This is a genomic window from Nocardioides plantarum (assembly GCF_006346395.1).
Classification (GTDB): domain Bacteria; phylum Actinomycetota; class Actinomycetes; order Propionibacteriales; family Nocardioidaceae; genus Nocardioides; species Nocardioides plantarum.
This window is the reverse complement of record NZ_VDMS01000001.1, coordinates 106,967-128,833: the sequence shown is the minus strand read 5'-3', so window position 1 is coordinate 128,833 and position 21,867 is coordinate 106,967. Positions and strand designations below refer to the sequence as shown.

24 protein-coding genes are annotated in these 21,867 nt (G+C 71.1%); 21 read left to right on the top strand and 3 right to left on the bottom strand.

All coding sequences use genetic code 11. The features are described 5' to 3' along the window. Window positions 1-32 precede the first annotated feature (32 nt). Entirely contained in the window at window positions 33-596 is a 564-nt protein-coding gene (locus FJQ56_RS00630; RefSeq protein WP_140007289.1) for a hypothetical protein, read from the bottom strand. Between the two features lie 360 nt (window positions 597-956). Here FJQ56_RS00630 and FJQ56_RS00625 point away from each other — a divergent pair, with 360 nt between their 5' ends. Beyond that, complete coding sequence (locus FJQ56_RS00625; RefSeq protein ID WP_140007288.1) at window positions 957-1,421, top strand: PPOX class F420-dependent oxidoreductase; 465 nt, start codon at window positions 957-959, stop codon at window positions 1,419-1,421. Between the two features lie 23 nt (window positions 1,422-1,444). Here the strand turns inward: FJQ56_RS00625 and FJQ56_RS00620 are convergent, their stop codons facing one another. Beyond that, entirely contained in the window at window positions 1,445-1,909 is a 465-nt protein-coding gene (locus tag FJQ56_RS00620; protein ID WP_140007287.1) for a MarR family winged helix-turn-helix transcriptional regulator, read from the bottom strand. A 49-nt stretch (window positions 1,910-1,958) separates the two neighbouring features. Between FJQ56_RS00620 and FJQ56_RS00615 the strand changes: the two genes are divergently transcribed. The 6 genes from FJQ56_RS00615 (at window position 1,959) to FJQ56_RS00590 (ending at window position 7,283) form a co-directional block, all read left to right on the top strand. Then, the gene (locus FJQ56_RS00615; protein WP_140007286.1) at window positions 1,959-2,744 is read left to right on the top strand and encodes a pirin family protein; all 786 of its coding nucleotides are present in this window, start codon (window positions 1,959-1,961) and stop codon (window positions 2,742-2,744) included. Between the two features lie 11 nt (window positions 2,745-2,755). Continuing rightward, entirely contained in the window at window positions 2,756-3,253 is a 498-nt protein-coding gene (locus FJQ56_RS00610) for a VOC family protein (protein WP_140007285.1), read from the top strand. 98 nt (window positions 3,254-3,351) lie between these two features. Continuing rightward, a complete protein-coding gene (locus tag FJQ56_RS00605; protein ID WP_140007284.1) occupies window positions 3,352-4,338 on the top strand; it encodes an AurF N-oxygenase family protein in 987 nt (328 codons plus the stop codon). Window positions 4,339-4,348: 10 nt separating this feature from the next. Next, window positions 4,349-6,037: an FAD-dependent oxidoreductase gene (locus FJQ56_RS00600; RefSeq protein WP_140007283.1), complete on the top strand. Its 1,689-nt coding sequence runs from the start codon at window positions 4,349-4,351 to the stop codon at window positions 6,035-6,037. A gap of 23 nt (window positions 6,038-6,060) precedes the next feature. Continuing rightward, entirely contained in the window at window positions 6,061-6,753 is a 693-nt protein-coding gene (locus FJQ56_RS00595) for a TetR/AcrR family transcriptional regulator (protein ID WP_140007282.1), read from the top strand. Further along, entirely contained in the window at window positions 6,750-7,283 is a 534-nt protein-coding gene (locus tag FJQ56_RS00590) for an HIT family protein (protein WP_140007281.1), read from the top strand. The genes FJQ56_RS00595 and FJQ56_RS00590 overlap by 4 nt, the downstream gene beginning before the upstream one ends. Before the next feature lie 4 nt (window positions 7,284-7,287). Here the strand turns inward: FJQ56_RS00590 and FJQ56_RS22820 are convergent, their stop codons facing one another. Beyond that, window positions 7,288-7,422: a hypothetical protein gene (locus tag FJQ56_RS22820; RefSeq protein ID WP_281284646.1), complete on the bottom strand. Its 135-nt coding sequence runs from the start codon at window positions 7,420-7,422 to the stop codon at window positions 7,288-7,290. A gap of 73 nt (window positions 7,423-7,495) precedes the next feature. Here FJQ56_RS22820 and pgsA point away from each other — a divergent pair, with 73 nt between their 5' ends. The 14 genes from pgsA to FJQ56_RS00520 all read left to right on the top strand — a co-directional run bounded on the left by pgsA (window position 7,496) and on the right by FJQ56_RS00520 (window position 21,802). Further along, complete coding sequence (gene pgsA / locus FJQ56_RS00585) at window positions 7,496-8,185, top strand: phosphatidylinositol phosphate synthase (RefSeq protein WP_246083924.1); 690 nt, start codon at window positions 7,496-7,498, stop codon at window positions 8,183-8,185. Between the two features lie 19 nt (window positions 8,186-8,204). Next, window positions 8,205-9,137 (top strand): pyridoxal 5'-phosphate synthase lyase subunit PdxS, encoded by a 933-nt coding sequence (gene pdxS, locus FJQ56_RS00580; RefSeq protein ID WP_140007280.1) that lies wholly within the window; start codon window positions 8,205-8,207, stop codon window positions 9,135-9,137. A gap of 12 nt (window positions 9,138-9,149) precedes the next feature. Beyond that, on the top strand, window positions 9,150-10,634 hold the full coding sequence (locus FJQ56_RS00575) for a carboxylesterase/lipase family protein (protein WP_140007279.1): 1,485 nt from the start codon (window positions 9,150-9,152) through the stop codon (window positions 10,632-10,634). Between the two features lie 44 nt (window positions 10,635-10,678). Beyond that, entirely contained in the window at window positions 10,679-11,299 is a 621-nt protein-coding gene (gene pdxT, locus FJQ56_RS00570; protein ID WP_140007278.1) for a pyridoxal 5'-phosphate synthase glutaminase subunit PdxT, read from the top strand. A gap of 12 nt (window positions 11,300-11,311) precedes the next feature. Beyond that, the gene (locus FJQ56_RS00565) at window positions 11,312-12,079 is read left to right on the top strand and encodes a YebC/PmpR family DNA-binding transcriptional regulator (protein ID WP_140007277.1); all 768 of its coding nucleotides are present in this window, start codon (window positions 11,312-11,314) and stop codon (window positions 12,077-12,079) included. A gap of 153 nt (window positions 12,080-12,232) precedes the next feature. Next, window positions 12,233-12,811 carry a crossover junction endodeoxyribonuclease RuvC gene (gene ruvC, locus FJQ56_RS00560; protein ID WP_211350857.1) on the top strand — a complete coding sequence of 193 codons (579 nt, stop codon included), beginning with the start codon at window positions 12,233-12,235 and terminating at the stop codon, window positions 12,809-12,811. Then, complete coding sequence (gene ruvA / locus FJQ56_RS00555; RefSeq protein ID WP_140007275.1) at window positions 12,808-13,428, top strand: Holliday junction branch migration protein RuvA; 621 nt, start codon at window positions 12,808-12,810, stop codon at window positions 13,426-13,428. Before ruvC ends, ruvA begins: the two co-directional genes overlap by 4 nt. Window positions 13,429-13,497: 69 nt before the next feature. Next, complete coding sequence (gene ruvB, locus FJQ56_RS00550) at window positions 13,498-14,538, top strand: Holliday junction branch migration DNA helicase RuvB (protein ID WP_379142456.1); 1,041 nt, start codon at window positions 13,498-13,500, stop codon at window positions 14,536-14,538. A gap of 275 nt (window positions 14,539-14,813) precedes the next feature. Beyond that, window positions 14,814-15,107 (top strand): hypothetical protein, encoded by a 294-nt coding sequence (locus FJQ56_RS00545; RefSeq protein WP_140007274.1) that lies wholly within the window; start codon window positions 14,814-14,816, stop codon window positions 15,105-15,107. A gap of 226 nt (window positions 15,108-15,333) precedes the next feature. Continuing rightward, window positions 15,334-15,693: a preprotein translocase subunit YajC gene (yajC, locus tag FJQ56_RS00540; protein ID WP_140007273.1), complete on the top strand. Its 360-nt coding sequence runs from the start codon at window positions 15,334-15,336 to the stop codon at window positions 15,691-15,693. A gap of 5 nt (window positions 15,694-15,698) precedes the next feature. Continuing rightward, window positions 15,699-17,627, top strand: coding sequence for a protein translocase subunit SecD (gene secD, locus FJQ56_RS00535; RefSeq protein ID WP_140007272.1), 1,929 nt, complete (start codon window positions 15,699-15,701; stop codon window positions 17,625-17,627). Continuing rightward, window positions 17,627-18,868, top strand: a complete 1,242-nt coding sequence (secF, locus tag FJQ56_RS00530) for a protein translocase subunit SecF (protein ID WP_140007271.1) — start codon at window positions 17,627-17,629, stop codon at window positions 18,866-18,868. The genes secD and secF overlap by 1 nt, the downstream gene beginning before the upstream one ends. 2 nt (window positions 18,869-18,870) lie before the next feature. Then, window positions 18,871-19,410 (top strand): adenine phosphoribosyltransferase, encoded by a 540-nt coding sequence (locus FJQ56_RS00525; RefSeq protein ID WP_140007270.1) that lies wholly within the window; start codon window positions 18,871-18,873, stop codon window positions 19,408-19,410. A gap of 160 nt (window positions 19,411-19,570) precedes the next feature. After that, a complete protein-coding gene (locus tag FJQ56_RS00520; protein ID WP_140009625.1) occupies window positions 19,571-21,802 on the top strand; it encodes a RelA/SpoT family protein in 2,232 nt (743 codons plus the stop codon). Window positions 21,803-21,867 lie beyond the last annotated feature (65 nt).

Below are 21,867 nucleotides of genomic sequence, written 5' to 3'. Positions count from 1 at the left end.
TCCGGAAGCCACGACGACAGCGACCGCTATCGCTAGGAGACGAGTCGATCCTTGTCTGTAACGACCCACGACGTCCCCTTCCGCTTCAGCTTGAACACGTAGTCGGTACGCCCGCCTGCCAGGCGCTTCTTAGGACCGCTCGATGACTCCCGGTAGACCGTCGGAGTGGCGTCGACGCTCATCAGGTACGACCCCTTGATCAACCGGTCGTACGGGCGAACCCGGAGTACCTTCCAGCCGTCCCAAGACACGCTGCCGCCAGCGGCGTAGTACCGCTCAACGGCGTCAGCCAGGTTGTCGCAAGCCTCGCAACCCTCGCTGATTGCCCGGTACGGACCGGTTTCTCCGGTCTCTTCCATTGTTCGTTCAAGGTCGCCAAACCTCCGCAGGAATGCTTCTGCAGTTTCTTGCTCAGGTGTGGGTGTCGATGTTGGCGCAGTCGTCGTCGGCTCCGACGTCGGCTCAGACGACGTCGAGGTTGGCGCCGGCGTACTGGAAGTCGGGTCGGGCACCTCGGGGTCGGGGTCGTCGCTGCACCCGGCGACGGTCACGGTGAGCAGCGCCAGCAGGACGGCGCCCGGGAGGCGATGACGCATCGAAGGACCTCGATCCCCACGTGGTCGTTCCCCGAGAACAACCGGTGCGGCCGAGATTAGTCACTGTCAGTCACGAGGGACAGAGGCGTCGTGGTGATTGTGGACAACTGGCGGCTGGCGTGGTCTCGAGACGGCCGCGGGCGGCCTCCTCGACCACCGTTCGGCCGGGTTGGGTGGGTCGGTTGGGGTGGCTTCGAGGCTCGGCCGTGGCCGGCCTCGCACCTCAGCCGGCGTCGGGCCGGTTGGGTGGGTCGGCTGGGGGTGGCTTCGAGGCTCGGCCGTGGCCGGCCTCGCACCTCAGCCGGCGCGGGGCGGGTCGCGTTGGGAGAGGGGTGGGCGGGATGTGGTGGAGTGGGTGACATGCCTCGGACCATCGCCACCGCTGACCGCGTCGACCTCGACGAGCTGCTCGACTTCGTCCGACCGCGGCACCACTTCGTGCTGATCACCCGTCGCCAGGACGGGAGCCCGCAGGCCAGCCCGGTGAGCGGGGGAGTCGACGAGCAGGGGCGGCTGGTGATCTCGACGTACCCGGAGCGGGCGAAGACGGCCAACGCGCGCCGCGACCCCGCGGTGACCGTGCTGGTGCTGGGTGACGAGTTCAACGACGCGTGGGTGCAGGTCGACGGCACGTGCGAGGTCATCGACCCGCCCGACTCGGTCGAGCCGCTGGTCGACTACTACCGCTGCATCGCGGGGGAGCACCCCGACTGGGACGAGTACCGGCAGGCCATGCGCGACCAGGGCAAGTCGCTGCTGCGCATCACGCCGACGCGCTGGGGGCCGGTCGCCACCGGCGGGTTCCCCGCCCGCCTGGCTGACTGAGCCGGGCCCGCATCACTCCGGCGTCACTCCCGACCGCGGGTGCGGTCGAGGGCGATGCCGAGCACCCGGTCGAGGACCGCGAGGTCGGCATCGTCCAGGTCGTCGAAGACCAGCTCGCGCACCAGTCGGGCGTGCCCCGGAGCCGCCTGGGCGATCGCGTCGCGCCCGGTCGGCGTCAGCACGACCCACGCCCCGCGGCCGTCGTCCGCGCACTCCTCGCGGGCGAGCAGGTCGCGGCCGACCATCCGGCGTACGTGGTGGGAGAGGCGGCTGCGCTCCCAGGCCAGCGCGGTGGCGAGATCGCCGGCCCGCAGTCGTGAGTCCATGGCCTCGCTGAGCGCGACCAGGACGTCGTAGTCGCTCAGCGACAGGCCGGACGTCGCCTGCAGCTCGCGGTTGAGCCGCGCGGGAAGCTCGCCGGTGACGGCGACCCAGCGACGCCAGACCTGCTGCTGGGTCGCTGAGAGCCAGGGCTCGTCCGTCGTCATGGGCCGATCCTACCGGAATAGTTGACGTGTCACCTAAGTTGGGACGATCATGACCACCATGCAGATCGAGCCCACCGTCGACGTACGCCGCGCTGCGGACCGGTTCGCCAGCAACTTCGGCTGGCTCGACAGCAAGCACTCGTTCTCGTTCGGCCACCACCATGACCGCACCAACACCCACCACGGGCTGCTGCTGGTCAACAACGACGACGTCGTCGACGCCGGCACCGGCTTCGACACCCACCCCCACCGCGACATGGAGATCGTCACCTGGGTGATGCGCGGCTCCCTCGTGCACCAGGACTCCACCGGCCACCACGGGCTGATCTACCCCGGCCTGGCCCAGCGGATGAGCGCCGGGCGCGGCATCCAGCACTCGGAGAAGAACGACTCCTGGCGCCTGTCGGGCGGGGAGGCCGACAGCAGCAAGCCGCACGACGAGCCCGTGCACTTCGTACAGATGTGGGTCGTGCCCGACGAGAGCGGCGTCGTCCCCGGCTACGAGCAGCTCGAGATCGACGCCGACCTGATGAGCGGTGCTCTCGTGCCCGTCGCCTCCGGCATGGCCGCGCACGCCGGCAATGCCGCGATCCGCATCCGCAACAAGTACGCCGCCCTGCATGCCGCGCGCCTCGAGCCCGGCCGGTCCGTGCAGCTGCCCGAGGCGCCGTACCTCCACCTGTTCGTGCCACGCGGTGCCGTCACGCTCGAGGGCGCGGGTCCGCTCGCCACCGGCGACGCCGTCCGCTTCACCGCCACCGGCGGCCAGCGCGTCACCGCCACCGAGTCCGCCGAGATCCTGGTGTGGGAGATGCACGCCGGGATCGCGTCCTGAAGGAGACCGTCATGACCGACCACGACCTCACCGCGATCGAGGCCGAGCGTGTCCGCATCCGCGCGACCCACCTGCGCCCGGCGGGGGAGCGGCCGGCCTCGTCGGCGCGCGGCCTCCACCACACCGCGCTGATCAGCAGCGACGTCGAGACGACGATCCGCTTCTACCAGGACCTGCTGGAGTTCCCGCTCACCGAGCTCATCGACAACCGCGACTACCCCGGGTCGTCGCACTTCTTCTTCGACCTCGGCAACGGCAACCTGCTGGCGTTCTTCGACTTCCCGGGGCTCGACGTCGGTCCGTACGCCGAGGTGCTGGGCGGCCTGCACCACGTGGCGATCTCGGTCGATCCCGTCCACTGGGACCGGCTGGTCGCCAAGCTCGAGGCCGCCGGCGTCGAGCACGTCGTGCACAGCGGGGTCTCGGTCTACTTCCGCGACCCCGACGGTGCTCGGATCGAGCTGATCGCCGACCCGCTCGGCGAGATGTACGGCGAGCACGTGCTCTGAACGGGTTATCGGGACTCGATGTCGCACACACCCTTTACCTAGACGTCGTGTCGCACTAACGTCGGGGGAGATCGCTCCGTCGACGAGAGGTGACCCCCATGACCAGCACGCTCGAGCCACAGGCCGGCGACCCGTTCCTCACCTACGAGGAGCGACTGCGCACGCTCAGCGAGGCGTCGGTCGAGCAGCACTTCGACGCCTTCCTCGACATCGACTGGGACGACCCGGACCACGCGATCGACCCCACCGACGAGCGGTGGATCCTGCCCGAGGTCGACGTGCTCGGGCGCCACCCGTGGTACCAGGCACTGCCCCGTGACGAGCAGATCAGGATCGGGATCTACCGACAGGCCAACGTGACCAAGGTCGGGCTGCAGTTCGAGCAGATCCTCATCGCCGGGCTGATGAACTACGCGCTCACGCTGCCCAACGGCTCGGCCGAGTTCCGCTACGCCACCCACGAGGCGACCGAGGAGTGCCACCACACGCAGATGTTCCAGGAGTTCGTCAACCGCTCCGGACAGGACGTCGGCGGCGGCTCGCGGTTCTTCCGGACCGTCGGACCGCTCCTGCCGCTGGCGGCCAAGCTCGCGCCGTTCGGCTTCTTCTACGGCGTGCTCGCCGGCGAGGAGCCGATCGACCACGTGCAGAAGTCCGTCCTGCGTGCGGGAGACGGCATGCACCCGCTGCTGCAGCGGATCATGCAGATCCACGTGGCCGAGGAGGCCCGCCACATCGGGTTCGCCCACCAATACCTCGTGCACAAGGCGCCGCGCCTGCGCCGTGGCGAGCGAGCGGTGCTCTCGATCGTCGTACCGGTGGTGATGAAGTGGCTCTGCAACGAGATCCTCGTGCCGAGCGCCAAGGCCCGGCGTGACATGGGCATCCCCAAGTCGGTCGTCGACGACCTCTACTGGGACAGCGAGGACTCGCAGAAGTTCCTGCGCGACCTCTTCGGCGACGTTCGGATGCTCGCCGAGGAGACCGGCATCATGAACCCCGTCTCCCGCCGGGTCTGGCGCGCACTCGGGATCGACGGCCGGAGCTCGCGCTACCGCAGCCAGCCGGCGTCTGCCGCGGCCTGAGCGGCCTGACATGGCCTACGTCGTCACGCAGTCCTGCTGCGCCGACGCGTCCTGCGTCATCGCGTGCCCCGTCAACTGCATCCACCCGGCGCCGGGGGAGCCGGGCTTCGCCGAGGCCGAGATGCTGTACGTCGACGCGACGGCCTGCGTCGGCTGCGGCGCCTGCGCGACGGCCTGCCCGGTCGACGCCATCAAGCCCGACTCGGTGCTCACGCCGCAGGAGCAGCCCTTCGTCGCGATCAACGCCGACTACTACGACTGCTTCCCCCACCTCGACCGCCGTCCGCTCGCGGCGACGGTCCCGCAGCGCCGGCTTGGCCGCGGCGGACGCCGCCGCGTCGCGATCGTCGGCGCCGGACCGGCCGGGCTCTACACCGCCGACGAGCTGCTCAAGCACCCCGAGATCAGCGTCGACGTCTATGACCGGCTGCCGACGCCGTACGGCCTGGTGCGGGCCGGGGTCGCCCCCGACCACCAGCACACCAAGCAGGTCGAGAGGCTGTTCCGCGCCATCGAGGAGCAGCCCGGCTTCCGCTACTTCCTCGGCGTCGAGATCGGGCGCGACCTGACCCTCGCCGAGCTGCAGGCCCAGTACGACGCCGTGGTCTACGCCGTCGGCGCCAGCGCCGACCGGAGCCTCGGCATCGACGGCGAGCACCTGCGGGGCTCGCTGTCGGCGACCGACCTCGTCGGCTGGTACAACGGCCACCCCGACCAGGTCGACCTCGAGGTCCCGCTCGACGGTGCCTCGGGGCGGGCCGTCGTGGTCGGCAACGGCAACGTCGCGCTCGACGTGGCCCGGATCCTCGCCCTCGACCCGTCCGCCCTCGAGCACACCGACATCGCCGCGCTCCCGTGGGCCGCGCTGTGCCGCAGCGGGGTGCGCGAGGTCGTCGTCCTGGGCCGGCGCGGGCCGGCCGACGCCGCCTTCACGCTGCCCGAGCTCGTCGGCCTCGCCGGACTGGCCGAGAGCGGTGCTCTCGACGTCGTGGTCGACACCGGGGGAGCATCGCTCCCGACCGGCACCCGCAAGCTGGAGGTCCTCGCCCGGCTGGCGTCGCGGCCGGTGACCCCCGCGCACCACGGCGTACGCCGGATCGTGCTGCGGTTCCACACCCGCCCGACCCGCATCCTCGGCGACGCGACCACCGGTGTCCGAGGTGTCGAGGTCGAGCGCGACGGCACGACCGAGGTCGTCGACGCCGACATCGTGCTGCGTGCCATCGGCTACCGGGGCCGGCCCGTCCGCGACCTGCCCCACGACGAGGCCACCGGCACCGTGCCCCACGTCGCCGGCCGCGTCCGCCCCGGCCTGTACGTCGCCGGGTGGGTCAAGCGCGGGCCGACCGGGTTCATCGGCACCAACAAGTCGTGCGCCGAGGAGACCGTGGCCTCCCTGCTCGACGACCTCGACGACCCTGACGAGTCCGTCAGCGGCCTCCCGGCCCCCGTCGGCACCGCCGCGTCGATCGCGGCCGTCGTCGCCGGACGCCGACCCGACCTCGTCGACCTCGCCGGGTGGCGCGCGATCGACGCCGAGGAGCGTCGCCGCGGGGAGCGCCGCGGGCGGCCCCGGGCCAAGATCGTCGATGTCGACGAGATGACGCGGGTGGCCCACCCACCGTCCGCAGCCGGTCCCGACCGACGCGGCTACCCTTCGCTCAGGCGACTGGTCACGGGGCGCGACCGGCGCACCTGAGACGACACGGCGGGCGAGGTGACATGGTGCAGCAGGACGGCCGGCAGGTCCGCTGGGACAAGCACAACGCCGAGCGACGCGCCACGATCCTCGACGCCGCGCTCGCCGTCATCGGCGAGGGCGAGCCGGGCGCCGAGTTCCACGTCCAGCAGATCGCCGCGCGTGCCGGGCTCAACCGCACCGTCGTCTACCGCCACTTCGAGGACCGCGCCGACCTCGACCGCGCCATCCGCGCCCACATCGCCGACGACCTCACAGCCGGGCTGGTCCCCGAGGTCACGCTCGACGGCACGGTCAACCAGATCATCCGGCGCATCATCGCCGCCTACGTCGACTGGGTGGTCGCGCACCCCGCGGCCCACGCGTTCGCCGCCCAGGAGCTCTCCGGACCCTTCGAGCAGGGCACCGACCGCATCGCGCACGCCGTCACCGACATCCTCGAGCTCGCGATCGCGCTGCTCGGCGCCGAGCTCGACGACGACGAGCGGTCCCTCGTCGACCCCCTGGCGCACGGGCTGGTCGGAGCCGTCTTCGGCGCCGTACGCCGCTGGGTGTCGCGGGAGCCCCGGCTCCCCGCGGCGCCCGTGCTGGTCGACCTGCTCGCCCAGTCGGTCTGGAACCTCCTCGACGGCCACGCCCGCCGGCTCGGCCTGACGATCGACCCCGACCTGCCGCTCGTCGAGCTGCTCCCGGCGACCACGGAGCCGACCGCATGACGCTCCAGCAGGACGGCGCGGGGGAGCCCGACGGCCTCGAGCGCCTCTGGACCCCGCACCGGATGGCCTACATCCGCGGCGAGAACAAGCCGTCCGACGACTCCTCGCCCCAGTGCCCGTTCTGCCGGATCCCCGGCCTCGACGACGCCGCCGGGCTCGTCGTACGACGGGGGCGGCTGGCGTTCGTCGTGCTCAACCTCTACCCCTACTCGCCGGGACACCTGATGGTCTGTCCCTACCGGCACATCCCCGACTACACCGACACCACCGACGAGGAGGCCGCCGAGATCGCCGACCTCACCCGCCAGGCGATGCGCACCGTGCGCGCGGCCTCGGGCGCCGGTGGCTTCAACGTCGGGATGAACCAGGGCGAGGTCGCGGGCGCCGGCATCGCGGCCCACCTGCACCAGCACGTCGTGCCGCGCTGGCCCGGCGACCAGAACTTCATGCCGATCATCGGGCGCACCCGCACCCTGCCCGAGCTGCTCGCCGACACCCGCGGGTTGCTGGCGAACAGCTGGGTGGGATGACCCGCTAGCGGCGCTTGCCGGGCGTCTCGACGATGGCCGAGCTGTCGCCGGCCGCCTTGCCCTTCTTGTCGGCGCGCTTCTCCTTGATGGACTTGCCGGTCTTCTTGGTCATTCCCTGGCGCGGCGACTTGTCGCTCATGCGGAATCCTCTGATGGAGAGCCTGGACGGCTCCGTCTTCGGACACTACCCCTCGCACCACTAGCCTGCTGCCGTGCTGCAGACGAGCTTCCTGGACCGGTTCAAGGACTTCTGGCAGGGCGTCGTGCTCCTGCCCGCCGTCCGGCTCTTCATCCGGTGGGGCATCAGCCCCAACACGGTGACCTTCGTCGGGACCGTCGGCGTCTGCACGGGCGCGCTGGTGTTCTTCCCGACCGGGCACCTGCTGGCCGGCGTCCTGTTCATCACCGCCTTCGTCTTCAGCGACCTCATCGACGGCAAGATGGCGCGCGAGCTCGGCCGGTCCTCCAAGTTCGGGGCCTTCTGGGACTCCACGCTCGACCGCTTCGGCGACGGGGCGATCTTCGGGGGGCTCGCGCTCTACTTCGCCGGCCCCGGCGACAGCTACCTCTACGAGTGCGTCTCGATCTACTGCCTGGTGATGGGGTCGGTCACCTCCTACGCCCGCGCCCGCGCCGAGTCGCTCGGCATGGACGCCAAGGGCGGCATCGCCGAGCGCGCCGACCGGCTGGTCCTGATCCTGGTGATGACGGGGCTCGGGGCGATCTTCGACCTGCCGATCCTGATGTACGGCGCCCTGTGGGTCCTCGTGGTCGCCAACACCTACACCGTGGTGTTCCGGGTGCGGAAGGTCCACCGCCAGGCGGTGCTGCTCGACGCCGCCGAACCGGCTCCCACGCCCCCCACCCCACCGGGTGGCCCCGCGTCGGCAGACCCCGTCTGACGCGCCTAGGATCGCCGACATGGTCGACTCCTCGCACGACTCCTCGCCCGACGCGGACACCACCGGCACCCCCGGGACCGGCACCAACCGGGTCAAGCGCGGCATGGCCGAGATGCTCAAGGGCGGCGTCATCATGGACGTCGTCACCGCCGAGCAGGCCAAGATCGCCGAGGACGCCGGCGCCGTCGCCGTGATGGCCCTCGAGCGGGTCCCCGCCGACATCCGGGCCCAGGGTGGCGTCAGCCGGATGAGCGACCCCGACATGATCGACTCGATCATCGAGACCGTCTCGATCCCGGTGATGGCCAAGGCCCGCATCGGCCACTTCGCCGAGGCGCAGGTGCTCCAGAGCCTCGGGGTCGACTACATCGACGAGTCCGAGGTGCTGACCCCGGCCGACTACGCCAACCACATCGACAAGTGGGCGTTCACCGCCCCGTTCGTGTGTGGCGCGACCAACCTGGGCGAGGCGCTGCGCCGCATCACCGAGGGCGCGGCGATGATCCGCTCCAAGGGCGAGGCCGGCACCGGCGACGTCTCCAACGCGGTCACCCACATGCGCACGATCCTCGGTGAGATCCGCCGACTCGCCTCGCTGCAGGCCGACGAGCTCTACGTCGCCGCCAAGGAGCTCCAGGCGCCCTACGACCTGGTGGCCGAGGTCGCCCGTGCGGGCAAGCTGCCGGTCGTGCTCTTCACCGCCGGCGGCATCGCCACCCCGGCCGACGCGGCGATGATGATGCAGCTCGGCGCCGAGGGCGTGTTCGTCGGCTCCGGCATCTTCAAGTCCGGCAACCCGGCCCAGCGCGCCGAGGCCATCGTCAAGGCCACCACGTTCCACGACGACCCGGCGATGGTCGCCAAGGTCTCGCGGGGCCTGGGCGAGGCCATGGTCGGCATCAACGTCGAGGACATCCCGCAGCCCCACCGCCTCGCCGAGCGCGGCTGGTAGCAGCGCCCTCACGTGCGCCGTTCCGTCCTCCCGACCCTGGTTGTCTTCGCTGCGGCGGCCCTCCTGGTCATCGCGATCGTCCTGGTCGTCGTCCGCCCGCCCTCCGACCGAGAGCGATCCTCCGGCGGCGACGAGTCGGTGGCCGGTGTCGCCGTCACCTCGTCGGGACGGGTGCAGAGCATCACCGACGGGACCATCCGGTCCTGGCGCGGCCTGCCGTACGCCGCCCCGCCGACCGGCCCGCTGCGCTGGCAGCCGCCGCAGCCGCCCGCACCCTGGGAGGGCACCCGTCAGGCCGTGGGGTTCGGCAGGACCTGCACCCAGCCCGAGCCCTACCGGTTCGGCGCCGACGAGCTGACGCAGCGGGCCGGGTCCGGCGAGGACTGCCTCTACCTCAACGTCGATCGTCCCGACGACACCAGCGAGGGCCTGCCGGTGGTCGTCTACCTGCACGGCGGCGGGTTCGTCCAGGGCAGCGGCAACGCCGTGTCGAGCAGGGCCGACAACCTGGTCACGCGCGGCATCGTGCTGGTCACGGTCAACTACCGCCTGGGGCGCCTCGGGTTCTTCGCCCACCCGTCGCTGCCCGGCGGCATCGCCAACTTCGGTCTCCTCGACCAGGTCGCCGCCCTGTCCTGGGTCCGCGACAACATCGCGGCGTTCGGCGGTGACGCCGACAACGTCACCCTCGCCGGTGCCTCGGCCGGTGCGATGTCCGTCAACGCCCTGATGGTCTCGCCGGCAGCCGAGGGCCTCTTCGACAAGGCCATCAGCCAGTCCGCGCCGACCGACGCCCGCGCGCTCCCGCTGAAGGCGGCCCGTCACCGCGGGGGATCCGCGTTCCCCGACCTCACCGCCGACGAGCTGCGCGAGCTGCCGGCCGAGGCGCTGCTGTCGTCGACCTTCAGCACGTTCGTCGGCGACGCCCCGGTCCTCGACGAGGTGCTGCCACGGTCCGCGTCGGTCGCCTTCCAGCGGGGCGAGGAGGCGGCGGTGCCCTACCTCACCGGCACCATGCGCGACGAGTTCTCCGACGCCAGGTTCCGCGCGCGCGGCATCGCCCCCGGGGCAGTGCGCAACAAGCTCGGCGGCATCCGGCACGCCCGTCTCGTCAAGCGCTACGGCGACGACTACGCCGGCGAGGTGCTCGACGACGTCGTCTTCGACCTGCCGGCCGTCGCGAAGTCGCTCACCCACGCCCGCAGGGCCCCGGCGTTCCGCTACCTGTTCGCCGCCTCGACGTCCTCCGGGCACGGCTCCGACGCCGACTACGTCTTCGACACCGTCACCGATGGTCGCGACGGCGAGCTCTCCGACGCCGTCGCCGACTACCTCGTGGCCTTCGCCCGCACCGGGCGTCCCGAGGTCGCCGGGCTGCCGACGTGGCCCGACGCCAAGGACGGCGCCTACCTCGCGCTCGGACCCAAGGGCCCCACGCCGTTCCCCGTGGACGGCCGGCTCGGCCGCCTCCGGTTCCTGCGCCTGGCCACCTCCTGAGCCCCGGTGTCGAGCGGCGCGCGTCGCTCCCTACGATCCCTCGGATGAGCATCCCCTCCGGCCCCACCATCGGGGTGCTCGCCCTGCAGGGCGACGTGCGTGAGCACCTCCGCGCTCTCGCCTCCCTCGACGTCCGCGCGGTCGCCGTACGACGCCCCGCCGAGCTCGAGGCGGTCGACGGCCTCGTGCTGCCGGGTGGGGAGTCGACGACGATGGCCACGCTGGCCCGTACCTTCGACCTGCTCGCACCGTTGCGCCGTCACGTCGCGGACGGCCGCCCGGTGCTCGGCACCTGCGCCGGGATGATCCTGCTCGCCGACCGGATCCTCGACGGCGCCGCCGGCCAGGAGACCATCGGCGGGCTCGACGTCACCGTGCGACGCAACGCCTTCGGGCGCCAGGTCGACTCGTTCGAGGGACCCGTCTCGGTGACCGGCCTCGACGCCCCGGTCCACGGGGTGTTCATCCGCGCGCCGTGGGTCGAGTCGACGGGTCCCGACGTCGAGGTGCTGGCGCGCGTCGAGGTCGACGGTCACGACGGCGAGGTCCTGGATAGGATCGTCATGGTGCGACAGGGCCCGCTCATGGCGACGTCCTTCCATCCCGAGGTGGGCGACGACCCCCGGGTCCACGGACTGTTCGTGGACCTCGTGACGCAGATCTAGAAGAGGTAGCGCATGTCCGGGCACTCCAAGTGGGCGACCACGAAGCACAAGAAGGCCGCGCTCGACTCCAAGCGCAGCAAGATGACGACCAAGCTGATCAAGAACATCGAGGTCGCTGCGCGCATGGGCGGGGGAGACCCGTCGGGCAACCCGACGCTGTTCGACGCCATCCAGAAGGCGAAGAAGTCGTCGGTCACCAAGGACAACATCGACCGTGCGGTCAAGCGGGGCTCCGGCGCCGAGACCGGCGGTGCCGACTACCAGACGATCATGTACGAGGGCTACGGCCCCGGCGGTGTCGCGATCCTCATCGAGTGCCTCACCGACAACAAGAACCGCGCCGCGATGGAGGTCCGCACCGCCATGTCGCGCAACGGCGGATCCCTGGCCGACCCCGGCTCGGTGTCGTTCCTGTTCAACCGCAAGGGCGTCGTGCTCGTGCCGGTCGAGCAGGACGGCAAGACCATCGGTGAGGACGACGTCCTCGAGGCCACCCTCGAGGCCGGCGCCGACGAGGTCAACGACCTCGGAGACAAGCTCGAGGTCATCAGCGAGTCCAACGACCTGGTCGGCGTACGCACCGCGCTCCAGGCCGCCGGCATCGACTACGACGCCGCCGACGCCTCGTTCGTGCCCGACAACAAGGTCGGCCTCGACGCCGAGGGGGCCGGCAAGGTCTTCCAGCTCATCGACGTGCTCGAGGACCTCGACGACGTCCAGAACATCTACGCCAACTACGACGTCTCCGACGACGTGCTGGCGGAGCTGGAGCTCGCCTGAGCGAAGGTTGAGGAGCGACGCGTCTCGAGACCACCGCAGGCGATCTGCGGACCCTCCCGCGTGTCGGACCGGAAGATCGACGTGCTGCACCTAACGTTCCTCCCGAACACACGTTCGACGGACGAGATGGTGAGGGGTGCGCGCGTGCGGGTGCTGGGCATCGACCCCGGGTTGACCCGGATGGGCATGGGGGTCGTCGAGGGCGACGTGGGCAAGCCGCTGCGCCTCGTCGACGTCAACGTCATCCGCACCTCCTCCACGCTGGCCGTGCCCACGCGACTGGTCACCATCGAGAAGGGCGTCGACGCCTGGATCGAGGAGCACCAGCCCGACGCGGTCGCGATCGAGCGGGTCTTCGCCCGCTCCGACGTCAGCACCGTCATGGGCACCGCCCAGGCCAGCGGCATCGCCATGGTCTGCGCCGCGCGGCGTGGCATCCCCGTCGCCCTGCACACCCCGAGCGAGGTCAAGGCCGCCGTGTCGGGCAACGGGCGCGCCGACAAGGCGCAGGTCGGCGCCATGGTCACCCGCATCCTGCGGCTCGACGCGATGCCCAAGCCCGCTGACGCCGCCGACGCGCTCGCCCTGGCCATCACCCACATCTGGCGCGGGGGAGCGCAGGCCCGCATCGACGCGGCGCTCGCCGCCGCCGGGTCCCGACAGGCCCGACCACCTAGTCAGGCTCGACCGCCCAGCCAAGCCCGACCCACGGCCCGAAGGGGAATCTCGTGATCGCCTACGTCCGCGGCCAGGTCGCCGCCGTCTCCCTCACCAGCGCCGTCGTCGACGTCGGGGGCGTCGGCCTCGAGCTGATGTGCACCCCCGGCACCCTCGCGACGCTGCGCCCAGGGCAGCCGGCGACGCTGCCGACGAGCATGGTCGTGCGCGAGGACTCCCTGACCCTGTTCGGGTTCGTCGACGACGACGAGAAGTCGATGTTCGAGCTCGTCCAGACCGCCTCGGGCGTCGGGCCCAAGGTGGCCCAGGCGATCACCGCGGTGCTCGCCCCAGACGACCTGCGCCGCGCCATCGCCGCCGACGACGTCAAGACCCTGACCCGCGTCCCCGGCATCGGGCAGAAGGGCGCCCAGCGGATCATCCTCGAGCTCAAGGACCGCATCGGCGCCCCCACGGGCGCGCGGTCCGGCGCGACCGCGGGTGGCCCGCAGGCCGCCGACGCGTGGCGCGAGCAGGTCCACCAGGGCCTGGTCGGGCTCGGGTGGACCCCCAAGGACGCCGAGCGGGCGATCGAGGCCGTGGCCGACCAGGCCGACACCCTCCAGACGCCCCACGGCCCCGACGTCGGCGCGCTGCTGCGGGCCGCACTGCGGTCGCTGAGCAAGGCCTGACAGGCTCACGACGTGGACGAGGACGACCTGGGCCAGCTGGACGGCCTCGCGGCTGCCGAGGAGCTGCACCTGCGCGCCCTCGGCGGCTCGCTCACCGCCGCCGAGGCGGAGGGCGACGAGCGCACCATCGAGGCGGCGCTGCGCCCGCGCACGCTCGAGGAGGTCGTCGGCCAGGTGCGCGTGCGCGACCAGCTGGGCCTGGTCCTCGAGGCCGCGCGCCAGCGCGGCCGCGCTCCCGACCACGTGCTGCTCTCGGGCCCCCCGGGCCTCGGCAAGACCACCCTGGCCATGATCATCGCCGCCGAGATGACCGCGCCGCTGCGACTCACCAGCGGGCCCGCCATCACCCACGCCGGCGACCTGGCGGCGATCCTGTCCGGTCTCAACCAGGACGACGTGCTCTTCATCGACGAGATCCACCGGATGTCGCGCCCGGCCGAGGAGATGCTCTACCTCGCGATGGAGGACTTCCGCGTCGACGTCATCATCGGCAAGGGCCCCGGCGCGACCGCCATCCCGCTCGAGATCCCGCCGTTCACGCTGGTCGGTGCCACGACCCGGGCCGGGCTGCTGCCCGGGCCGCTGCGCGACCGGTTCGGCTTCACCGGCCACCTCGAGTTCTACGACCCCGCCGAGCTCGACCTGATCATCCACCGCTCGGCCGACCTGCTCGGCGTACGCCTGACCGACGAGGGGGCCGCCGAGATCGCCCTGCGCTCGCGCGGCACGCCCCGCATCGCCAACCGACTGCTGCGTCGGGTCCGTGACTACGCACAGGTCCGGGCCGACGGCGTCGTGACCCTCGCGGTCGCCCACGCCACGCTCGACCTCTACGAGGTCGACCGGCTCGGCCTGGACCGGCTCGACCGGGCGGTCATCGACGTGCTCTGCCGCCGCTTCGGCGGCGGCCCAGTGGGCGTCTCGACGTTGGCCGTCGCCGTCGGCGAGGAGCGCGAGACGGTCGAGGAGGTCGCCGAGCCGTTCCTGGTGCGCCTGGGGTTCCTGGCGCGCACCCCCCGCGGCCGCATCGCCACTCCGGCGGCGTGGGAGCACCTCGGGCTCACGGCACCGAAACTGCCCGACTCGGACCCGCCGTTGTTCAGCAGTTGACCTGTCATGCATCCATAGCCGACTTCCACCAGTCCGCTTCAGGACGCATTGCTAGCCATGTTAGGTTCGGCGCCGCCAACTCGGGCGTGCGCATAGGAGATCCAACGGTGACCTTGGTGAAGTGGGTAGCAGTCGCTGCAATGGCGTCGTCGTTCCTCGTCAGTCCTGAAGTCGCGTCGGCGGGTGCTGCGTCGACTACCGTCGCCACCAGCCTGGCTACGGAGAAGGGCGGCCGGTTCGCCGGACAGGCTTTCGCCAACGTGAGGATTCACTGGGTGTCTCGGAGTACCGCAGTCGTGTCGGGCGGAGTTCGTGACGCGTGTCCCGCAGACGGCCAGGAGGCCCGGCTCTACGCGTCCGGCGCCAAGAACGGCACCACCTCCATCGGCACCCCGTTCATGGGTGACGACGCCAACGGCTGCGGCACGGGCTATGTCTCATTCGAGAAGACCATCACCGTCAGCGGCAAGCTCGAGTGGCTCATGTTCCGGTTGCAGGAGAGCGACACCTGCTACGCGGGCGTCGACTGCACCAACTCATACTCGGACTACGAGAACCCCTACAACTAGTGACTCCAAGGACGGCTGACCGTCCGGATCGACCTTGACGGCCCGGCCACGGACGCTTGAGGCGCGTGCGTGGCCGGGTGGGCGTTCGCGGAACTCTGTCCGTCCCTCGCCCGTTGTTGCCCCTGGCGGGCGATTGGTCGGGGGACACACCCCCACGGTTACACTTCCCCGTCGGTCGCGTCGCGCTCTCGCGGCCCGTGCTCCTGCCTGCTGAGAGGTCTCGTTCGTGGAAGGGTTCGCCCCCGTTCTGCCCATCCTGGGCATCGCGCTCGTCTTCTGGCTCCTTGTCATCCGTCCAGGCGTACGCCGAGAGCGCGAGCGCCGCTCGATGCAGGCCGCCCTCGCCGTCGGTGACCGGGTGCTGCTGACGTCGGGCTTCTTCGGCACGATCCGCGCCCTCCACGACGACCGCGCCGACATCGAGCTCGCGCCCGGGACGACGGTCACCGTCGCCCTCGGCGCCGTCGGCGGACTCGAGCCCGACCGGGCTCCCGAGACCCCCGAGCCCACCACCGACCTGCGCAAGACGGCGCACCCCACGACGAGCGACGCCAAGACGTCGACGCCCGAGCCCGAGGAGAACTGACACACGTGGCGAAGAAGCAGGCCCGACCGGGGCGCACCTTGCTGGTGTTCCTCCTGGGCACAGCGATCCTCTACGGCCTCGTGGCCCTGGCTGGTGCGACCAGCAGCGGAAACTCGAGCGCCTGGAAGCCCGACCTCGGCCTCGACCTGCAGGGCGGCACCCGGATCACCCTCAAGTCCAAGGGCGACCCGAGCAACGACAACCTCGAGGAAGCGCGCAAGATCATCGACGCGCGCGTCAACGGCTCGGGCATCTCCGAGGCCGAGGTCCAGACCAGCAACTCCAACATCGTCGTCGAGATCCCGGGCGACCCGCGTCGCGACCTCGTCGCGACCGTCCAGCGCGCCGCGCAGCTGCGGTTCCGGCTGGTGGCCTGCCGCGACACCTGCTCCGACCCGAGCGCCGCCACCCCGTCGATCCCGCAGACCGCCGACCCGACGGCCGACCCGACCGTCTCGGTCCCCGCCGACCCGAGCGGCAGCGCCAGTCCCGAGGGTGACGCGACCACGCCGGCCGAGGCGCCGACCTCCGCCAACCGCGTGGCCCCGGGCTTCGCCGGCAGCGGCACCGCCAGCCCGACCGACTCGCCCTCCGCTAACACGAGCGAGGCCCCCTCCGAGTCGCCCAGCGCGACGTCCACCGAGACGCCGGGCGCGACGCCCACCGACACGCCCAGCGCGACCGACGGCGCGACGCCCACGGCTCCCGACGCCGAGACGTTCGACTCCAACGCCGTCGTCCCGGTCGACGACGCGATCGCGTTCATGCGCGGTGGCTACAGCGCGGCCGACGTCACGCTGTTCAACGCCTACACCTGCGCCAACGACGGCACGATCGCGCTGACCCCCGAGGCCAAGGCGGCGAAGTCCGCGCCCGAGGTGCCCGCCGACGACCCGACCAAGCCCCTGGTCGCCTGCGAGGCCGCTCAGAAGTCGACCGACCCCGATCTCCCCGACTCGGGTCCGTCCAAGTACCTCCTCTCGCCCGCCGTCATCCAGGGCACCGACCTCAAGAACGCGTCCTACCAGATCCCGCAGGGCGCGCTGCGGTACTCCGTGACCCTCGACATCGGCGGCAAGGGCGAGAAGGCCTTCGCCGACGTGTCCAGCCAGCTGACCAAGGGTCAGAGCGGCGAGAACTTCGCGATGGTGCTCGACGGCGTCGTGCTGTCCGCGCCCTACTTCAGCTCGGTGATCTCCGACGGCAACGCCGAGATCAGCGGCAACTTCAGCGAGTCCGAGGCCCGCAGCCTCGCGACCAGCCTCAAGTACGGCTCGCTGCCGATCCAGTTCGACGCCAACACCGAGACCATCGGGCCCTCCCTGGCCGGAGACCAGCTCTCCGCCGGCCTCACCGCCGGTGCCTTCGGTCTCGCGCTGGTGCTGATCTACTGCCTGCTCTACTACCGCGGCCTCGGCCTGGTCGTCGTGGCCTCGCTGCTGTCGGCCTCGGCCGTGACCTACGCGCTGGTCCTGCTGCTCAGCGAGACCGCCGGGTTCGTGCTCACCCTGCCCGGCATCGCCGGCCTGATCATCGCCGTCGGTGTCACCGCCGACTCCTTCATCATCTTCTTCGAACGCATCCGAGACGAGATGCGCGAGGGCAAGTCGATGCGCGTCGCGGTCGAGACCGGCTGGAAGCGCGCCAAGGTCACCCGGCTCGCTGCCCAGGTCGTCTCGCTGCTGTCGGCGGCGGTGCTCTACATCTTCGCCACCGGCGCGGTGAAGGGCTTCGGGTTCGCGCTCGGCCTGACCACCCTGGTCGACCTCGCGATCCTGTTCTGGTTCACCAAGCCGATGGTGTCGTGGCTGGCCCGCTTCACCTTCTTCAACTCCGGCCACCGACTCTCGGGCCTCAGCCCCGAGACCCTCGGCATCGACGGGCCGCCGAGGCCCGCCCGCACCACCCCGACCACCGCAGGAGGGCCGGCCTGATGGGCAAGGCATCGAGACTCGGCAACGATCTCTACACCGGACGCAAGTCCTACGACTTCGTCCACAAGCGGACCCTCTGGTACGCCATCACCGGCGGCATCGTGGCGCTCGCCTTCCTCGCCCTGATCGTCAAGGGCCTCAACTTCGGCATCGAGTTCACCGGCGGCACCGAGTTCCGGGTGCCCACGACCGACGGCAGCTCGCAGGCCCTGGCCGAGAAGGTCCGCGACACCGTGGTCGACACCGACGTGCCCGGCACCGAGGGCGCCGTGGTGACCACCGCGGGCGACGCGATCCTGGTCCAGGTCGAGGAGCTCAGCGCCTCGCAGAGTGACGAGGTGCTGACGGCGATCCAGACCGTCATCGACGTGCCCACCAGCCAGGTCAACCTCTCCGAGCTCGGCGCCAGCTGGGGCCAGGAGGTCGCCAACCGCGCGATCCTCGGCGTGATCGTGTTCCTGGTGCTGGTGCTCATCTTCATCGGCTTCTACTTCCGCGAGTGGAAGATGTCGCTGGCGGCGTTCGTCGCCCTCGTGCACGACGTGACCATCACGATGGGCGTCTACGCGCTCTCGGGCTTCCAGGTCACCCCAGCCGCCGTCACCGGACTGCTGGCGATCCTCGGCTTCTCGCTCTACGACACCGTCGTGGTGTTCGACAAGATCAAGGAAAACACGCGCGACATGCGCAAGAACCGTCAGACGTACGCCGAGGCCGCCAACCTCGCGGTCAACCAGACGCTGGTCCGCTCGGTCAACACCGGCATCGTCGCGCTGATCCCGATCGGCGCCATCCTGTGGGTCAGCGCCGCCCAGCTCGGCGCCAGCTCGCTGCAGGACCTCGCGCTGTCGCAGTTCGTCGGCATGGCCGTCGGCGTCTACTCCTCGGTGATCCTGGCCCCGCGCGTGCTCGTGCACCTGAAGTCGGGCGAGGACGAGGTCAAGCTCGCCGAGCGGCGGGCCAAGGCCCGCGCGCGGGCCCAGGCCGACCCCTACGCCGCCGTCCCCGCCTTCGCCGACGACCTGCCCGTGCAGGACGACCCCGACGGTGAACCGGTCGACGAGCACGACGACGAGCTCGAGACGTCGGCGCCGCGACTGACCAAGGCGCGCCCGCCGGCCGAGCCGACCGAGCCCGGTCGCGGTCGCACCGTGCCGCCGGCCCGCGGCCCGCTCGGCCAGAGCGGCAGCTCCGGGCGCGTGCAGCCGTCGCGTCAGCCCAAGTCCAAGCGCGGGAAGTAGCGGTGGGAGCGGCGTCCGACGCGCTCCACCGCCTCGTCCGTGACGTCCCCGACTATCCCGAGCCGGGCATCGTCTTCAAGGACATCACGCCGCTGCTGTCCGACCCGGCCGGGTTCGCCGCGGTGGTCGACGGGCTCGCCGCCGCCGGGCGCGACGGCGAGGGCCGGGTCGTCGTCGACAAGGTGGTCGGCATGGAGGCCCGGGGGTTCATCGTCGGGGCCCCCGTCGCCCTGGCCCTCGGCGTGGGGTTCGTCCCGGTGCGCAAGGCCGGCAAGCTCCCCGGGCCCACCCACGCGGTCTCCTACGCGCTCGAGTACGGCGAGGCGACCCTCGAGGTCCACTGCGACGCCGTGGCGCCGGGGGAGCGGGTGCTGCTCGTCGACGACGTCCTGGCCACCGGCGGCACCGTCGCCGCGACCCGCGAGCTCATCGCCGCGTGCGGCGGTGAGACCGTCGGGGTCGCGGTGCTGATGGAGCTGTCCTTCCTGCCCGGCCGCGAGACGGCGGGCGACGTCCCCGTCACCGCCCTCGCCGTCGTCTGAGCGACCCGGCTCCGCCTAGACTGACCAGATGACGGAGGAGCGCACGGCCCCCAGCAGCGGACGCCGTACGCCGCCCACGCCACGGACCACCCCGTCGCGGCACGACACGCCGGCCGACCTGCCGCCCACCGAGGCCGGTCCATCGGGTCCCGGGCGCGGCATGCGCGCCAAGCTGGCCCGCATCGGCACCCGCAGCCCCGGGCTCAACCCGGTGCTCGAGCCGCTGTTCCGTGCGGTGCGCGCCAACCACCCCAAGGCCGACCTGGCGCTGCTCGAGCGGGCCTACGTCACGGCCGAGAAGATGCACGGCAGCCAGATGCGCAAGAGCGGTGACCCCTACATCACCCACCCGCTCGCCGTCACCACCATCCTGGCCGGCATCGGCATGACCGAGGCGACCCTGGTCGCCGCCCTGCTCCACGACACGGTGGAGGACACGCCCTACACGCTGCAGCAGTGTCGCGACGACTTCGGCGACGAGGTCGCGGCGATGGTCGACGGCGTGACCAAGCTCGACAAGGTCCAATACGGCGACTCGGCGCAGGCCGAGACCATCCGCAAGATGATCGTCGCGATGTCGCGCGACATCCGGGTGCTCGTCATCAAGCTGGCCGACCGGCTCCACAACATGCGCACCCTGCGCTACGTGCCGCTCAAGAGCCAGGAGCGCACCGCCCGCGAGACCCTCGACATCTACGCCCCGCTGGCCCACCGGCTCGGCATGAACACCATCAAGTGGGAGCTCGAGGACCTCGCGTTCGCGACGCTGCACCCCAAGATCTACGACGAGATCGTGCGCCTGGTCGCCGAGCGGGCGCCGTCGCGCGACAGCTTCCTGGCCGAGGTCATCACCCAGGTCGAGAAGGACCTGCGCGAGGCCAAGGTCAAGGCCACCGTCACCGGGCGGCCCAAGCACTACTACTCGATCTACCAGAAGATGATCGTCGGCGGCCGCGAGTTCTCCGACATCTACGACCTCGTCGGCATCCGCATCCTGGTCGACGAGGACCGCGACTGCTACTCCGTCCTCGGCGTGCTCCACTCACGCTGGAACCCCGTGCTCGGCCGGTTCAAGGACTACGTCGCGATGCCGAAGTTCAACATGTACCAGTCGCTCCACACGACGGTCATCGGCCCGCAGGGCAAGCCGGTCGAGATGCAGATCCGTACCTTCGGCATGCACCGCCGCGCCGAGTACGGCGTCGCCGCCCACTGGAAGTACAAGGAGGACGGGCGCGAGGGCCGCGACACCGACGCCCGGGGCGACACCGACGACATGTCGTGGGTGCGCCAGCTCCTCGACTGGCAGTCCGAGGTCGAGGACCCGGGCGAGTTCCTCGAGTCCCTGCGCTTCGAGATCAACCGGTCCGAGACCTACGTCTTCACACCCCGCGGCGACGTGATCGCGCTGCCGTCGGGCGCCACCCCCGTCGACTTCGCCTACGCGGTGCACACCGAGGTCGGTCACCACACCATCGGTGCGCGCGTCAACGGTCGCCTGGTGCCTCTCGAGTCGACCCTCGACAACGGCGACGTGGTCGAGGTCTTCACCTCCAAGTCGGTCAACGCCGGTCCCTCGCGCGACTGGCTGACCTTCGTGCGGTCCCCGAGGGCCCGTTCCAAGATCCGGCACTGGTTCACCAAGGAGCGCCGCGAGGAGGCCGTCGACCAGGGCAAGGACCAGATCGCCAAGCTCATGCGCAAGGAGGGGCTGCCCATCAAGCGGCTCCTCACCCACGACACGCTCACCCAGGTCGCCGCCCACTTCAAGCTCGGCGACGTCACCGCCCTCTACGCCGCGGTCGGCGAGGGCAACCTGAGCGCCCAGGCCGTCGTACGCCGGGTGATCGACCTGCTCGGTGGCGACGCAGGCGTCCAGGAGGACCTCGCCGAGGCCGTCACCATCACCGGGCGGCGCGGTCGCTCGCGCATCGGCGGCGGTGCCGACTCCGGGGTCATCGTCAAGGGCTCACCCGACGTGTGGGTCAAGCTCGCCAAGTGCTGCACCCCGGTGCCGCCCGACGACATCCTCGGCTTCGTGACCAAGGGCGGCGGCGTCTCGGTGCACCGCCGCGACTGCACCAACGCCGGTGAGCTGTTGCGCCAACCCGAGAAGGTGCTCGACGTCGAGTGGGCACCGACCGCGCAGTCGATGTTCCTGGTCAACATCCAGGTCGAGGCCCTCGACCGGGCCCGGCTGCTCTCCGACATCACCATGGTGCTGTCCGACGCCCACGTCAACATCCTGTCGGCCAACCTGTCGACCACCCGCGACCGGGTCGCCAAGTCGCGCTTCACCTTCGAGATGGCCGAGGCCAAGCACCTCGACACGGTCCTCAAGGCCGTGCGCAGCGTGCCGGGCGTCTTCGACGCCTACCGCGTCACGGCCTAAGTCCGCAGCGAGGGCGCGAGGAACGAGCGCGCTCGCGTGGCGGGCGCAGATCGAGCAAGCGCAGC